Source organism: Streptomyces syringium (assembly GCF_017876625.1).
In the GTDB taxonomy this organism is placed as follows: domain Bacteria; phylum Actinomycetota; class Actinomycetes; order Streptomycetales; family Streptomycetaceae; genus Streptomyces; species Streptomyces syringius.
In genome coordinates this window covers 6,509,092-6,524,550 of sequence record NZ_JAGIOH010000001.1, presented here as the reverse complement: position 1 = coordinate 6,524,550, position 15,459 = coordinate 6,509,092, and the positions used below count along the sequence as shown (strand labels likewise).

Genomic DNA, 15,459 nt, shown 5'->3' with positions numbered 1-15,459 from the left:
GATGAGCGGTACGGACAACGAGCAGGCGCGCAAGACGGCCGAAGGGCTGGTCCACTCGTCCGGCTTCGGCAACGAGCACAGCACCGAAGCCGTCCCCGGGGCCCTGCCGCACGGCCGCAATTCACCGCAGCGGGCACCGCTGGGGCTGTACGCGGAGCAGCTGAGCGGCAGCGCGTTCACCGAGCCCCGGCACAGCAACCAGCGCTCGTGGCTCTACCGGATCCGCCCGTCCGCGGCCCACCCGCCGTTCACCCGGATCGACAACGGCGGCCTGCGCAGCGCGCCGTTCACCGAGACCGTCCCGGACCCCAACCGGCTGCGCTGGGACCCGCTGCCCGAGCCGGCCCCGGGCACGGACTTCCTCGCCGGGCTGTGGACCCTCGGCGGCAACGGCGACGTCACCCAGCGCACGGGCATGGCCGTGCACCTCTACGCCGCCAATGCCTCGATGTCCGACCGGGTGTTCAGTGACGCCGACGGCGAGCTGCTGATCGTCCCCCAGCGCGGCGGGCTGCTGCTGCGCACCGAGTTCGGCCTGCTGCGCGCCGAGCCCGGGCATGTGGCGCTGATCCCGCGCGGGGTGCGTTTCCGGGTGGAGCTGCTGGACCCCGAGGCCCGCGGTTACGTCTGCGAGAACTACGGCCGCCCGTTCGTCCTCCCCGACCTCGGCCCGATCGGTGCCAACGGTCTGGCCAACGCCCGTGACTTCCTCGCGCCCGTCGCCGCCTTCGAGGACGTCGAGCGCCCCGTCCAGGTGATCAACAAGTTCTGCGGCAACCTCTGGTCGGCGACGTACGGCCACTCCCCGCTGGACGTCGTCGCCTGGCACGGCAACCTCACCCCGTACGTCTACGACCTGCACCGCTTCAATGTGATCGGCACGATCAGCTACGACCACCCCGACCCGTCGATCTTCACGGTCCTCACCTCGCCGTCCGACACCCCGGGCCTGGCCGGCGTCGACTTCGTGGTCTTCGCACCGCGCTGGCTCGTCGGCGAGGACACCTTCCGGCCGCCGTACTTCCACCGGAACGTGATGAGCGAGTACATGGGGCTGATCGAGGGCGCGTACGACGCGAAGACCGCCGGCAAGGGGGGATTCGTCCCGGGCGGCGGCTCGCTGCACAACATGATGTCCGCGCACGGCCCGGACCGGGACACCTTCGACAAGGCGAGCGCGGCCGAGCTGCGGCCGCAGAAGGTGGACGACGGGCTGGCGTTCATGTTCGAGACGCGCTGGCCGGTGACGGCGACCGAGCAGGCGCGGACCGCGGGGCACCTGCAGAAGGGGTACGACGAGGTGTGGCAGGGTCTGGAGCGCCATTGGGGCTCCGGGGCGTGAGCCCCGGCAGGACCCAGCCGTCAGTGCCGCAGTAGAGCCGGAGTTCCCGTGACCACCTTCGCCCCCGACTCCCTCGCGCTCAACCGCAAGCTGCCGCTCTGGTACCAGGTGTCGCAGTCCCTGCGCGCCTCGATACTCGGGCGCCGCCCGCACGACCCGCTGCGGCTGCCCACCGAGGACGCCCTCGCCGAGCACTACGGCGTCAGCGTGCTCACCATGCGGCAGGCGCTCAAGGAGCTGGAGGCGGAGGGGCTGATCAGCCGCCACCGCCGGCGCGGCACCTTCATCGAGCCGAGCGCCCGGCGCGGCTCGCCGGTGCGGCTGCTCGGCTCGGTGGACACGATCGTGGCCCAGCAGTCCGGCGAGCGCACGGCCGTGCTCGGCCACGGCCCGGTGCCGGTCCCCGCCGACCTGGCCGAGTACTTCCCGGACATCGACGAGGCGGTGGCCTACCGGCGGCTGCGCTGCGACGAGGAGTCGGGCGAGCCGACGAACTGGGCGGAGAACCTCGTCCGCCCCGAGCTGGCCGAGCGCATCGACCTCGCGGACCTCGCCCGCTGGCCGATGACGAAGGTGCTGCGCGACGCGGTCGGGGTGCGCATCAGCCGCATCACCGACACCGTCGAGGCGCGCCTGGCGGACCCGGAGACGGCCCGGCTGCTCCAGGTGCCGCTGCTCAGCCCGATCCTGCACTACACGGGCGTCACCTACGACGAGACCGGCCGCGCGGTCGACGTCGCGCGCATCCGCTACCGCGGCGACCGGTTCTCCTTCACCGTCACCCTCGAAACGGAAACGGAAACGGAAACGGAAACGGAAACGGAAACGGAAACGGAAACGGAAACGGAAACGGAAGCGGACTGACGGACGGGCTCACGGCCGGGGCCGCGCAGGGCCGGTCCGCGCTGCGCCGGTGGGGCCGGGCACACCGAAGCGCCGACGGTCGACCCCGGGGAAAAGGGGTGCGGCCGTCGGCGCTGTGCCGGGTGGTGGGGCTGCCGGGCTCCGAGGTTCGGGGGCCGGGCCCCGGGTCAGCTGTGGTTGCCGAACAGCGAACGGCGAAGCCGTCGCAGCGGTGCGAACAGCGAGACCCTGGCGGTCCGGCTCTGCTTGGTACGCGTGCGGTCACGCGCGGTCAGCTCGCGCATCAGCACCGTCGCGCCCTCCACCTCACGCTGCGGCAGGGCGGGCCCGCCCAGCACGGCGAGATGGCGGTCGAGACGCGCGCTGGTGGCGCCGTTTCCGCAGTTGATGGCAGGCACACGTGGCCTGCCGCGCATTGCTATCTGATCCATTTGAGACTCCCCACCCGTACGAGGCACCCGGCCCAGGCAGAGTAACCCTATCGCCCCATCGCGTCACCCGCGCATCGGGAGCCCGGATTCACCACCCCGTCAAGGGCGTTGACGGCCCTGGCGCGAACCTGCTGTCACGGAGGGCGAGTTGACGGGGCGAAAGCAGTGACGAACCGGCGGTAATCACACTCCGTTGTGGGGTATTTACTCGGAATTGCCCCCTTGCGGGGGCGGAGCCGGTGACCAGGGGAAACGGCCGGGAAGGGCGGGTCCGGCGGCGCGCCGGCCCCGGGGAGGCCGGGGCCGGGCGACACGACGTGGTATGAGTCACGGAGGGTGAGGCCCACCGCAGGACCCGAGGCGCGGCTCGCGGCTCAGGCCGCCGAGGCGAAGACCGGCAGATAGCCGCCGGACTGTCCCGGGGCGGTGGGGTGGTACGACTCGTCGACGGGGAGCGTCACGCTGTGCAGCCACGCGTCGCCGGAGCAGATCTCGTGTCCGGCGAAGGTCGCGTTCACATCACCGAAGGCGAAGCCGTGGTCGGCGGCGCGCTTGGCCAGGACGGCGTTGATGTGGTCGGCCGCCCCGTTGATGGCGATCCGCTTCTTCTCGCTCAGGCCGCTGCTGCACCCGCCGCCGATCCGATAGAAGCGTGGATAGCCCAGCACGACGACGCGGGCGGCGGGCGCCTTGGCCTTGATCGCGGAGTAGACCGAGTCGAGCTGCCCGGGGAGGGTGCCGTCGATGTACGTACGGGCCTGGGTGACCCGGTTCAGACAGGCGCTGTCGGAGCCGAAGACGCACGTCGACATGGTGTCGGCGAATCCGGCGTCGTTGCCGCCGACGCTGATGCTGACGAGCCCGGTCGAGGGGGTGAGCGGGTCGAGCTGACGGCTGAGAACATCACCCGTTCGGGCGCCCGAGCAAGCGGTGAAGGAGAAGCTCGCGGGCGCGTTCGCGGCGGCCCAGAGCGCCGGGTAGGACTTGCTGCTGCGCTTGCAGGCGCCACTGGAGCCGATGTACCCGCCGGCCCCGACCCCTGATGAGTACGAGTCACCAAGGGCCACATAGGCGGGAGTTGAGGATCTCTCGCCCGCCTGCACGGCCCCGGCCCCGGAGAGGGCGCAGACGGCGGCGAGGACGAGCGCGGACAGCGAGCCGGTGAGCGTGGACAGTTTCATGGAACCTCCCATAGCAGGGTTTCGGCCACGTCCGTCGTAGCAGTCACCCCCGCAACAATGGAAGTGTCCATGCCAAAATCACAGCAACAGTGGTCCCATACATGGCCTTTGTGTGTCAGGTCTATGACATTCCGCTACCGGCTGCCCACCCGCGCCCAGGGGGCGGGTGTGGGAATCCGCATCCGCGTCCGCAGGGGCCCCGGTGCCGCCCGGCATCCCCCATTTGCCTCAACGGGCTTTTGGAGATACTGGGTTGACGGTGCGAGACTCTGGTGAAGAATTCACCTGACGGACAACCTCCGGTTCCATCGCGGTGCGATAACCGGAGGCCGTTTGCACGGCCTTCACATCTTGACGCGCCTCTGCCGATTGCGCGACATTGAAGCCCGGCATCCGGCGCTTCGGGGGGCAAAGTCGCCAATGCAGAACGTCACTGATCTCACGGATCCCACAGAACTCGACCACGCCGACGACCGCGTCGGAAGGAGAGCTCGGACGGCCGAGTCCCTTCCCCTGGCCGTCGGCGCCGCCGTCGCCATCGCGGGGGTCGGGGCGGTGCTGGCGCTCGCCGACATCGGCTCGCCGCTGCGTGCGCCGCTCACCCTCTTCTTTCTCGTCATGGCACCGGCGGGCGCCGTGGCGGCGGCGCTGCGCGGTCTCGATCCGCTCAGCCGCTCGGTCGTCGCGGCGGGCGGGGCGGTCGCCATCGACCTGCTGGTCGCGCAGACCATGCTCGCGCTGCACTCCTGGAGCGTGCGGGGCGGGGTGGCCGCGGTCGCGATCGTCAGCCTGCTGCTGTTCCTGCTGGCGCACGTGTGCCGGCACCGGGACGGCGCTCACCGAAGCCGGGCCGCCTGAGGTGGACATCAGGGTGTACCGACCCGGCGACCTCACGGCGGCGGACCGGGCGGCGTGGTCCGCCATGCAACGGCGCGCCGCCCTCGACGGATCGCCCCAGCTCGCGAACCCGTTTCTCGCACCGGAGTTCACCCTCGCCGTCGGCAGGTCCCGGCACGGCGCGCGGATAGCGGTCGTGCGGGAGGACGGCGAGCCGGTGGCCTTCTTCCCGTACCAGCGCAGCTCGTTGGGGGTGGGCCGGGCGATCGGCCTCGGGGTCTCCGACGCCCAGGGCCTGGTCCACCGGCCCGGATTCCAGTGGGACGCCCGCGAGTTGCTGCATGCCTGCGGGCTGTCCGTCTGGGAGTTCGACCACTTGGTGGAGGGGCAGAAGCCGTTCGAGGTGGCGGCCACCGGGGCGTTCGCCTCGCCGGTCATCGATGTGGACCAGGGCTTCGAGCGGTATCTGACGGCGCTGCGCAAACAGCGTCCGAAGTTCGTCCGCACCACGCGCGCCAAGGAGCGCAGGCTCGCCCGGAACGTCGGCGAGGTGCGGTACGTGCACGACGAACGCGATCCGGCCGTCCTGCGGACGCTGATCGGATGGAAGTCGGCGCAGTATCGAAGAACGGGGCGCAGCGACCGGTTCGCGCGCCCCTGGATCTGCCGGCTGGTCGATCAGCTCTTCCACACCCGCACCGAGTCGTTCGCGGGCCTGCTGTCGGTGCTCTACGCGGGCGGGCGGCCGGTCGCGGCGCACTTCGGGCCGCGCTCACGGACGGTGCTGTGCTGCTGGTTCCCCGCGTACGACCCGGAGTTCGGGCGGTACTCCCCCGGGCTGCTGCTGCATCTGCGGATGGCGGAGGGGGCCGCCGCGGAGGGCCTGGGCTACGTGGACCTGGGGCGGGGCGAGAAGGAGTACAAGGACCTGCTCAAGACACGTGAACTCAGCGTGTGCGAGGGGTGGGTGATGCGCCGTCACCCGGTGGCCCTCGGTCACCGCGCACGCCGGGCGCCCCTGCGGGCGCTCCGCAACGCTGTGGTGTCCCGGCCCGGTCTCTTCGAGCCGGCGGACCGGCTCCTCAAGCGCATGGGGAGCCTGCGCGAAGGTAGTTGAGGCGCACGATATTCGAATGCGCCGTCGACACAGATCACCAATACCCGACACCGCGAACGCGGCGGGAAAACACCAAAGGAGGAGTCACCGCAGGAGCTCTTGCCATACAGTCTCAAGCATCAATACCGTCGTACATCCACCCGCAACGGTCCATCATGCAAAGCGGCACTAGGGGAGGGCTCAAGCGTCGCGATGGTGTCCGGAGCGGGGCGCGGTAGGGGGTAGCCGCGCTCGGCCTTCACAGCAGTGCCGAGTCGCGTGCCGCGCGGCCGGCAACACTTGCCAACTCACCCTGCACGAACGGCGATCCGTGCCGTCCGGGGCAAGGTGAGTACCCCCTTTTCGACCCGGAAAACCACCGGACCGCTCTGGGCGGGCGGTCCACCGGACGAGAGGGAGATAGTACATGAGTTCTTTTCTGCGCCCGGCGGCCGATCAAGATCCATCGATAAGCGGTCGCTACCGCCCGGTCACCTCACATTTCGCCATCGCACCGCCGGTCAGCGTCGTCATCCCGGCGATGAACGAGGCGGAGAACCTCCCGTACGTGTTCAAGACGTTGCCCGAGTGGATTCACGAAGTGGTCCTCGTCGACGGCAATTCGACCGACGACACCGTGCAGGTCGCCCGTGACCTGTGGCCGGACGTCAAGGTCGTGGAACAGCTCGGCAAGGGCAAGGGGGACGCCCTGATCACGGGCTTCGCGGCCTGCACGGGCGAGATCATCGTCATGGTCGACGCGGACGGCTCCGCGGACGGCAACGAGATCGTCAGCTATGTCTCCGCGCTCGTCGGCGGCGCGGACTTCGCCAAGGGCTCTCGGTTCGCCAACGGGGGCGGCACTGACGACATGACTCCGATCCGGAAGCTCGGCAACCGGGTCCTGACCTCCATCGTCAATCACAAGTTCGGGGCGCGCTATACCGATCTGTGCTACGGCTACAACGCGTTCTGGAAGCGCTGCCTGGACGAACTCGCCCTGGACTGCGCGGGGTTCGAGGTGGAGACGTTGATGAACATCAGAGTGGCCAAAGCGGGGCTGCGGGTACAGGAGATTCCCAGCCATGAGTTCGTCCGCATCCACGGCACCAGCAATCTACGGGCCGTGCGCGACGGACTACGGGTGCTGCATGTGATTCTGCGTGAACATGGTGCAAAGCGACTCCGAAGCCGCCCGCCGCGGCTCGCGATCGCGCCGTCCGCGAGCCGGGGGGAGGTGTCTTGAAACCTCCACCGGCCGGGCCGGGTGGGGCGCCTGACGTTTCGGTGGTCATCTGTGTCTATACCGAGGACCGGTGGGACGACATCCTCGCGGCGGTGTCCTCGGTGCGTGATCAGTCGTGGCCCGCGCTGGAGACGCTGATCGTCGTGGACCACAATCCCGCCCTCCTGCGGCGGCTCGCCAAGACCTTCGGCGACGACGGCGCGGGGGGCGCGCCGGACCGGGTGCGGGTGCTCGCGAACGCGGGCCCCCGCGGCCTGTCGGCGGGCCGCAACACCGGGACCGCGGCGTCGACGGGCGAGGTGATCGCCTTCCTCGACGACGACGCGGTGGCCGAGCGGGACTGGCTGCGGTATTTCGCCGAGGCCTACGCCGATCCGCGGGTGATGGCGGTGGGTGGCCGGACCCTCCCCGTGTGGGAGTCCCGGCGCAGACCCGTGTGGTTCCCGGCCGAGTTCGACTGGGTCGTGGGCTGTACGTACCGGGGCTTGCCGCCCGGCCGGACCGAGGTCCGCAACGTCCTCGGCGGCAACGCCTCCTTCCGCAGGTCGGCGCTGACGGCCGTGGGCGGCTTCGCCAACGGCATCGGCCGCGACGGCAACCGGCTGCCGCTGGGCTGCGAGGAGACGGAGCTGTGCATCCGGCTGACCCGCGCCGTGCCGGACGCGGTGCTGTTGATCGACGACCGCTCGGTGATCCACCACCGGGTGCCCGCCGCCCGTGAGCGGTTCGCCTACTTCCGCACCCGCGCGTACGCCGAGGGCCTGTCCAAGGCGCTCGTGGCGCGGAGCGTGGGCGCCCGGGCGGGGCTTGCGACGGAGCGCCGGTACACCACGCGCGTGCTGCCCGCGGGCATCGCGCGCGGGGTCCGCGACGCGCTGCTCGGCCGGCCCGGGGGCGCGGGGCGGGCGGGCGCGATCGTGGCCGGCGTGGCCGCGGCAGCGGGCGGCTACGCGGTCGGCAGCGTCCGGGCGCGCCGTGGCGGCGAGCGGTTCGCGCCGGCGACCGTGCCGGGCGCCGGGATCGGCGCAGAGCCGGTGAGGGAACCCGCCACGGAACCGGCCAAGGAACCGGCCAAGGGGGGAACCGAGGCATGAACGGGGGTCCGGTTCCCATACTGATGTATCACGCGGTGGCGCACACGCCCTCGCGCGCGGCGCACGCGCTGTCGGTGTCACCGGCCGCGTTCGGCGAGCAGCTGCGGCTGCTCGCCGAACGGGGCTTTTCCCCACTGACCGCGCATCAGCTGGCATCCGCCTGGCGCGACGGCCTCGCGCTGCCCCCGCAGCCCGTTCTGATCACCTTCGACGACGGCTACGAGGGCGTGCACCGCTACGCCCTCCCGGTCCTCACCGAGTACGGCTTCACGGCCACGCTGTTCGCCTCCACGGGGTGGGTGCGCGGGGAGCACGAGACCGGTGGAGCGCTCGATCTCATGCTCACCTGGGACCAGGTCCGCGAGCTGGCCGGTGCCGGACTGGAGATCGGCGGTCACAGCCACACCCACCCGCAGCTCGACCAACTCGCCGATGACACACTGCGGTTCGAGGTGGAACGCTGCCGGGACGTACTGACACTGGAGCTCGGCAGTCCGCCGGTGTCCTTCGCCTACCCCTACGGCTATTCGAGCCGCCGGGTGCGGAGCGCCGTGCGGACGGCCGGGTTCGGCGTCTCGCTGGCCGTGGGCAACGCCCTGGCCGCGCGGCGGCAGGGGCCGTACGCACTGGAGCGCGTCACCGTGGGCCGCTCCACGACGATCGACGAGTTCGAACAACTCGTCGAGGGCCGGGGCGTCGGCCGTCACTTCGCCGGAGACCGTGCGTTGACCAAGGGTTACGCCATGGTTCGCAGAACTCGACAGATCATGAGGAAGGTAAGCGAAGTCCGTGTCTGACACGTCCACCCGGGCCGAGGAACGGGAGGCGCAGAGTCCGGTGAGCCGCAGGCTGCGGCTCCCGGGGCGCGGCGGCAGCAGTCCACTGTTCCGCAACGCCTTCGCCCTGATGCTCAATACGGGCATCAGTGCCGTCCTCGGCGTGGGCTATTGGCTGATCGCCGCCCGGTACTACACCCCCAGCGCGGTCGGCCAGGGGTCCGCGGCCATCGCCGCGATGAAGCTGCTCGCGGGGCTCACCGCGATCACCCTGACCGGGGCGCTGGCCCGCTTCATCCCCGTGGCCGGGCGGTCGACGGGCCGGCTCGTCCTCCGTACGTATGCGGGGAGTTCCGCCGTCGTCGCCGTCGCGGCCTGCGTCTTTCTGTTCACACTGGACCTCTGGGGTCCCTCCTACAGATCGCTGCACGGAGTGCTGCCCGGTCTCGGGTTCATCGTCGCCGTCGTCGCCTGGTCCCTGCTGACCCTCCAGGACGGGGTGCTGACCGGGCTGCGCAGCGCGTTCTGGGTGCCGGTGGGCAATACGGTGTTCTCCGCGGCGAAGCTGGCGCTGCTGGTGGCGCTGGCGGCGGCGCTGCCGGGGTCCGGGGTGTTCACGTCCTGGGTCGTCTCCATCGGTGTGTCGGTGCTGCCGCTGGGCTGGCTGGTCTTCCGCCGGCTGGTGCCGCGGCACGCCCTGGCGACCGCGAAGACCGCCCGGCCCCCCAGCTACCGGGAGATGGGCCGCTTCCTCGCCGGGGACTACACCGGGTCGCTGTTCTCACTGGCCGTGGTCTATCTGGTGCCGGTGATCGTCGCCTCCCAGGTCAGCTCCACCAACAACGCGTACTTCTACATCGCCACCACCATCGGTGGCACGGTGAACCTGCTCGCCATCAACATGGGCGCCTCCCTGACCGTCGAGGGCTCGCACGACCCGGCCCGGCTCGCGGAGAACTGCCGGGCCGCGCTGCGCCGGATGGCCAAGATCATGGTCCCGGTCTGTGTGCTGCTCTTCCTTCTCGCCCCCTATGTGCTGCGGGTCTTCGGGCAGGGCTACGCGGACGCGGCCACGCCGCTGCTGCGGTGGTTCGCCGTGGGGGCCGCGCTGCGGGTCGTGATGGAGGTGTACTTCGCGGTGCTGCGGGCCCAGAGCCGGACGGCCGGGCTCGCCTATCTCCAGGGACTGCTGTGCTTCCTGGTGCTGGGGCTGACGCTGCTGCTGCTCCCTCGGCTGGGGCTGGCGGGTGCGGGCATCGCGGAGGTCGTCAGCCTCGCGGTGATCGCCTCGGTCTCGGCGGTGCGGCTGCGCAGGATCCTCAAGGAGGCGCCGGCGGTCTCGCCGCCCCGCTCCCCCGGCGCCGCGCCCGACGGCGATCTCGCGGACCTGGCGGTCCACGGCGACCGGCGGGGTGTCCGCCAGGGTTTTAGGCACGGCCGCGGGGCGGCGGCCGGAGCGGAGCGCGACAGCGGCGGTTTCGGCACCCGGTGGGCGCTGCGCGCCGCGCTGGACGCGGACACGATGCCGCTGGGCGTGCGGCTGGACTTCGACCACTTGGAGAGGCGCCCCGATCTCCGGCACACCCCCGAGGCGGTACCCATGTCCTCCGCAGTCCCCGCCGAGCCGGACGGCCCCGCCGAGCCGGACGAGCCGCGTACGGCGGCCTCCGCTCCGGCGCCGGCTTCCGTCGCCGCCGCGGCCTCGAGCGGCACATCCACCGTGTCCACTGCGGCCTCCGCGGCCCCTTCGGCAGGGCCGGCCGGTGCTTCCTCGGCCTCGACCGCCGCGTCCGTCGCCGCGGCCTCGGACGTGTCCGCGCTGCCCGAGGGCTCGGGAGCGCCGCCCACCGTGGCCGCCCGTAAGCCGCCGGAGGCGCGCAGGCCCTGGTGGCGGGGCCCGGAGGCCGGGATCTGGCTGTTGCTCGGCGCCGCCCTGGCGATGTACTGGGTGCCGCTCGGGTCCCTCGGGGAGTCCGAGCTGGACGGCATGGGCGGGCTCGGGCTGGTGTCCGTGCTTCCCGTGGCGACGGTGCTGGGGGCCGCACTGCTGGTGGTGTCGTTCGCGTGGGCGCTGTGGCTGGACCGGCCCCGACGCGGGCTGCTGACGGCCGTCCTGCTGCTGACGGTGGTGTCCCTGCACGCCGTGCCCGCGCTGCTGGAGGACCAGCCGCGCTTCGCGACGGCCTGGCAGCACCTGGGCTTCCTGGACTACATCGACCGTTCCGGGACGGCCGCGCCGGACCTCGACGCCCGCTGGAGCTGGCCCGGGTTCTTCGCCCTGGCCGCCCTCACCGCCCGGGCCTGCGGGGTGGGCGACCTCACCGAGGTGCTCCGCTGGTGGCCACTGGCCGTTCAGCTGCTGTGTCTCGCGCCGCTGGCGCTGCTGCTGAGGGCCGTGCGGGCGAGCTGGCGGGCGAAGTGGACGGCGGTGTGGCTGTTCGCCCTGTGCGGCTGGGTCGGACAGGACTACTTCTCGCCCCAGGCGCTGAACTACTTCATCTATCTGCTCTTCGTGGCCGTGCTGCTGGTGTGGTTCCGCTGGCCCCGGCAGCTGGGCGGGAAACTGCTGCCGGGCGAGGCGGAGGTCGCGCCCGCCGGCCGCCGTCAGCAAGGGGTGCTGCTGGCGCTGCTCATCGCCCTGTTCGCGGCCTCGGTGGCCAGCCATCAGCTGACCCCCTTCGTGATGCTGGGCGTGCTGACCGTGCTGGTGCTCACCCGCCGCTCGACGCTGACCGGGCTGCCGCTGCTGTGCGGTGTGATGCTGGCGGTGTGGGTGGGGTTCCTCGCGGAGCCGTACTGGTCGGGGCACTTCGACGAGCTGTTCGGCGGTCTGGGCTCGCTGGGCGGCAATGTCTCCTCGTCCGTCTCCGGCCGCATCGAGGGCGGCAGCAGCACCCACAAGCTGGTGCTGTACACCCGGGTGGCGCTCGCGGGCGGCGTGCTGGCCTGCGCCGCGTTCGGCTGGTGGCGACGCAGGCGGTCCGGTCGCGCGGACACCGCGCTCCTGGTCCTGACCGCCGTCCCCTTCCTCGCCTTCGGCATGCAGTCCTACGGCGGCGAAGTGGCCCTGCGGGTCTTCCTGTTCGCGCTCCCCGGCGCCTGCGTCCTCGCCGCCCTCGCGGTCTTCCCGCGCACGGGCGCGGCACGCGGCCGCAGTGCCACGGGGCCGCTCGCCGCACTGCTGGCGGGGCTCGTGCTCATCTTCGGTTTTCTGGTGGCCCGTTGGGGCAACGAGCCCTTCGAGCGGGTACGGCCGGGAGAGGTCGCCGCGATGGAGTACGTGTACGAGCACGACAGGCCGACCGTGCGGCTGCTGTGGATGAGCCAGGACCCCGTCAACAGCGTGACGCCCGCCATGCCGTGGGGCGCCCGTGACATGGAGCGGGTGACGTACGAACCGACGCAGGCGCCGCGCGATCCGGTCCTGGTCGAAAGCCTGGTCGTCGCGCTGCGGAAGGCCGGTCCCAACTCCTACCTCATGGTCAACCGCGGCCAGTCCGTCACCCTCCAGCTGGACGCGGGCTACGCCGTGAACTGGGAGCCGCGGCTGCTGCGGGCCCTCGACCGACGGCCCGAACTGCGCCGGGTGCTGTCCAACGACGACGCGGTGCTGTACGAACTGTCCCGGCAGGCCCCGGGCGCGGTCCCGGAGCCCCGGCCGGGCCCGGCCGGGCCGCGGGTGACGTGGACACCGATGTCGGTGATCGGTGGACTGGCGGCGCTGGCGCTGATCGTGCTGCTGACGGCACGGGAGCTGACACGGGTCACGGCCCGGCCGGGTGTCCGGCAACTGCGCTGGCTGCAGGGTTCGTACTGGTTCGCGCTGCCGCTGCTGGTACTGCTGCTGGTGTCCCTGGCCGTACGGCTCACGACGATGTCCTGACGGCCGCCGGGCGCCGCTGAGGTGGGCAGGGGCCCGGCGCCGGGCGGTGGGCCTCTTCCCGCCCCGGCTAGGAGATCCAGCGGACCTCGTACGCCTTCAGGTCGACGTCGCTGCCGTCCACCCGGGTGGCTACGGGCCGGTTCTGGGTGTTGACGACCAGCAGGGCCGTGTCCGTCGCAAGCGCGCGGACGCGTGCGTCGTCGGTGTCGACCTCGCGGAAATCCGCACCGGGCGGGAACTCCTTGGCGAACCGGGTCAGCAGCTTCATCATCGGCAGCTCCTTGCCCCCGTCGGCCAGTTCGGTGCTGCGCCACAGACAGCCGGGGCAGTCGGCGCTCTGCTCCTGCGGGTTCCAGTAGAAGGCCGCGGAGGCGCCCGAGCCGGCCAGCTGCATCATTGCCGTGGCCTGGACGGCAAGGCGGTGCTGTTCGGTCCACCCCCTCCGGTCGTCATTGCCGTCGGCGGGCTCCACGTACCACTCGGCCCACCAGACCGGCAGCCCCGTGGTCTTCCTGAGCCAGGTCGTGACATCGGCGAACTTGGTGGTGGCGCCGAATTCGTCGGGGTGGAACTGGTCGGTCTCCCGCGTATAGCTGGAGCCGTCGACCACGACGAAGTCGGCTCCGGCCTTGTGCTTGTTCCAGTACGTGACGGCGTCGACGGACCGCTGGTCCACGACCCCCCAGGGGCCACGCAGCGACGACGCGTTGGCCTTGGATCCGGGGGCCTCACTGTCCATGACGACATACGGACCGCCGACGAGGTTGTTCTTGTTCTGCTTCTTCAGCTCGGCGTGGACCAGGTTGTACAGCTCGGTATAGCCCTCGTAGTCCCAGCGGTTCTTGGATTCGTCGAAGAAACCCTTGAGTTCGTTCCAGACAATGAAATGGCGTACGTCCGGATAGCGCTTGGCCACCACTCCGGCGAGCTTCGCGAAATCCTTGTAGTACTTACGGTCGGGGGCCGTCTCCAATGATTTCTGGGACCAGTCGGTCCGCTGCCCGCCGCCCTTCATCCAGTCGGGGGCGCAGCACAGCGTGAGCACCGGCGTCCCGGCCGTTCTTCGCATCAGCGCGACACGCCGGTCCAGGTCGGCGAAGTTGTACGCGCCGGGCTTGGGCTCGGGGTTGTCCACCCCCCAGCCCATGATGTGCTGGTTCTGCGACAGGGGGCCGGTGGCGAGGAGCCTGCCGGCGGCCTTGCGGGCATCGGCGTCGCCGTGGTCGGCGCTGTACTGCGTGTGGGTGAACCCCCAGCCGACGGCCACCTCCCGGCGGGTGTCCACGTCACCGCCGCGCGGCTGGAGGACGCCGCCGCACATGGCCACCAGCAGCGCGAGCACGAGCAGGGTGAGACCGAGCAGTGCCGTGAATCCCCACCGACCCGCCCGGGACAACCGCCGGCTCGTCACATGACGTCCCATCACCGGCCAGAGTATCGGCGCGGGAATCGATGTGCGGCGATTTACCGGGTAACTACGACGGAACCGGGGAAAACCATGGTGCGCCCGGGCGTTCCGTGCCGGATCATGGGCGGCATGTGTGCCGACCGCCCCGCTGCCAGGAGGCAGGCCCTGCCCGCCGAACCGGACACCACCCCGACGGAGAAGTCCCTGCCCATCCGGCTGAACGTGGATGACAGCGACTCGCCGTCCGACGTCATCGACGCCCTCTTCCTCGGCCGGTTCGCCACCGGCGAGCAGCCGTACGCGCACAGCCACTCCGTGGACCGCGTCAAGACCGGGGTGACGCTGCTGCCACCGTCCGCCCGCGTGGTGCGTGCCGCGCGGGACGACGACCGCAGCGCGACCCTCGCGGAGGGCGACGGCTGGACGCTGCTGATCTCCCGCTGGAGCCGGGGCGCGGACGTGTCGGTGACCGCGGCCACCGACGAGCTGGCCAAGAAGGTGCTGGACCAGGCGGTCTCGGGCGCGGAGGACGAGCCCGAGCCCCAGCCCGAGCACGTCACCATGGGCTTCTGGTACGTCTCCCCGCGGCGCGGCCCGCACCGCACGACCCGGCAGATCTCCGCCGGCACCTGGGAGGAGGTGCGTCCGAACTACACCGCGCCGGTCGCGGACGCCATGGACCGGCTGATGAAGGTCACCCCGGACGACATCGCCGGCCGGCTGCTGCTCCTGCACGGCCCGCCGGGCACGGGCAAGACCTCCGCGCTGCGCACCCTGGCCCGCTCGTGGCGGGACTGGTGCCAGGTGGACTGCGTGCTCGACCCGGAGCGGCTGTTCAACGACGTCGGCTATCTGATGGACATCGCGATCGGCGAGGACGACGGCACGGCGAAGGGCCGTTGGCGACTGCTGCTCCTGGAGGACTGCGACGAGCTGATCCGGGGCGAGGCCAAGCACACCGCCGGGCAGGCGCTGTCGCGGCTGCTGAACCTCACGGACGGGCTGCTCGGCCAGGGCCGCAACGTCCTCGTCGGGGTGACCACCAACGAGGACCTGGAGCGGCTGCACCCCGCCGTCGTGCGTCCCGGCCGCTGTCTCGCCCGGATCGAGGTGGGCTCGCTGACCCGTCCGGAGGCGGTGAACTGGCTCGGCCGGGAGGAGGGCATCGGCCGGGAGGGGGCGACGCTCGCGGAGCTGTTCGCGCTGCGGCGCGGCAGCGGTCCGGCGTCGGTGCCCGCGCAGCACGACGGTGCGGACTCCGGGCTCTATCTGTAGGCCGGCCGGGGGCGGCCACGCCACCG

12 protein-coding genes are annotated in these 15,459 nt (G+C 71.3%); 9 read left to right on the top strand and 3 right to left on the bottom strand.

What is annotated here, in order from left to right; genetic code table 11:
• Position 1 precedes the first annotated feature (1 nt).
• Positions 2-1,342, top strand: coding sequence for a homogentisate 1,2-dioxygenase (gene hmgA, locus JO379_RS28640; protein WP_209517623.1), 1,341 nt, complete (start codon positions 2-4; stop codon positions 1,340-1,342).
• A gap of 48 nt (positions 1,343-1,390) precedes the next feature.
• Complete coding sequence (locus JO379_RS28635) at positions 1,391-2,206, top strand: GntR family transcriptional regulator (RefSeq protein ID WP_209517621.1); 816 nt, start codon at positions 1,391-1,393, stop codon at positions 2,204-2,206.
• Positions 2,207-2,373: 167 nt separating this feature from the next.
• Here JO379_RS28635 and JO379_RS28630 read toward each other — a convergent pair whose 3' ends face one another.
• Both JO379_RS28630 and JO379_RS28625 read right to left on the bottom strand, forming a co-directional pair.
• Positions 2,374-2,637 carry a hypothetical protein gene (locus JO379_RS28630; protein WP_130881299.1) on the bottom strand — a complete coding sequence of 88 codons (264 nt, stop codon included), beginning with the start codon at positions 2,635-2,637 and terminating at the stop codon, positions 2,374-2,376.
• Between the two features lie 374 nt (positions 2,638-3,011).
• Complete coding sequence (locus tag JO379_RS28625) at positions 3,012-3,818, bottom strand: SGNH/GDSL hydrolase family protein (RefSeq protein WP_209517618.1); 807 nt, start codon at positions 3,816-3,818, stop codon at positions 3,012-3,014.
• A 420-nt stretch (positions 3,819-4,238) separates the two neighbouring features.
• Here JO379_RS28625 and JO379_RS28620 point away from each other — a divergent pair, with 420 nt between their 5' ends.
• The 6 genes from JO379_RS28620 (at position 4,239) to JO379_RS28595 (ending at position 12,750) form a co-directional block, all read left to right on the top strand.
• Positions 4,239-4,676 (top strand): hypothetical protein, encoded by a 438-nt coding sequence (locus JO379_RS28620; protein WP_242626396.1) that lies wholly within the window; start codon positions 4,239-4,241, stop codon positions 4,674-4,676.
• A 1-nt stretch (position 4,677) separates the two neighbouring features.
• Positions 4,678-5,772, top strand: coding sequence for a GNAT family N-acetyltransferase (locus JO379_RS28615; RefSeq protein ID WP_130881301.1), 1,095 nt, complete (start codon positions 4,678-4,680; stop codon positions 5,770-5,772).
• Positions 5,773-6,178: 406 nt separating this feature from the next.
• Positions 6,179-6,997, top strand: a complete 819-nt coding sequence (locus JO379_RS28610; RefSeq protein WP_130881302.1) for a glycosyltransferase family 2 protein — start codon at positions 6,179-6,181, stop codon at positions 6,995-6,997.
• Positions 6,994-8,091, top strand: a complete 1,098-nt coding sequence (locus tag JO379_RS28605; RefSeq protein ID WP_209517617.1) for a glycosyltransferase family 2 protein — start codon at positions 6,994-6,996, stop codon at positions 8,089-8,091. Before JO379_RS28610 ends, JO379_RS28605 begins: the two co-directional genes overlap by 4 nt.
• Positions 8,088-8,888: a polysaccharide deacetylase family protein gene (locus tag JO379_RS28600; protein WP_130881304.1), complete on the top strand. Its 801-nt coding sequence runs from the start codon at positions 8,088-8,090 to the stop codon at positions 8,886-8,888. The genes JO379_RS28605 and JO379_RS28600 overlap by 4 nt, the downstream gene beginning before the upstream one ends.
• Positions 8,881-12,750: a lipopolysaccharide biosynthesis protein gene (locus JO379_RS28595; protein WP_372449117.1), complete on the top strand. Its 3,870-nt coding sequence runs from the start codon at positions 8,881-8,883 to the stop codon at positions 12,748-12,750. Before JO379_RS28600 ends, JO379_RS28595 begins: the two co-directional genes overlap by 8 nt.
• Positions 12,751-12,817: 67 nt before the next feature.
• Here the strand turns inward: JO379_RS28595 and JO379_RS28590 are convergent, their stop codons facing one another.
• Positions 12,818-14,173, bottom strand: a complete 1,356-nt coding sequence (locus JO379_RS28590) for a glycoside hydrolase family protein (protein WP_130881305.1) — start codon at positions 14,171-14,173, stop codon at positions 12,818-12,820.
• A gap of 114 nt (positions 14,174-14,287) precedes the next feature.
• Here JO379_RS28590 and JO379_RS28585 point away from each other — a divergent pair, with 114 nt between their 5' ends.
• Positions 14,288-15,433, top strand: coding sequence for a DUF5925 domain-containing protein (locus tag JO379_RS28585; RefSeq protein WP_130881306.1), 1,146 nt, complete (start codon positions 14,288-14,290; stop codon positions 15,431-15,433).
• Positions 15,434-15,459 lie beyond the last annotated feature (26 nt).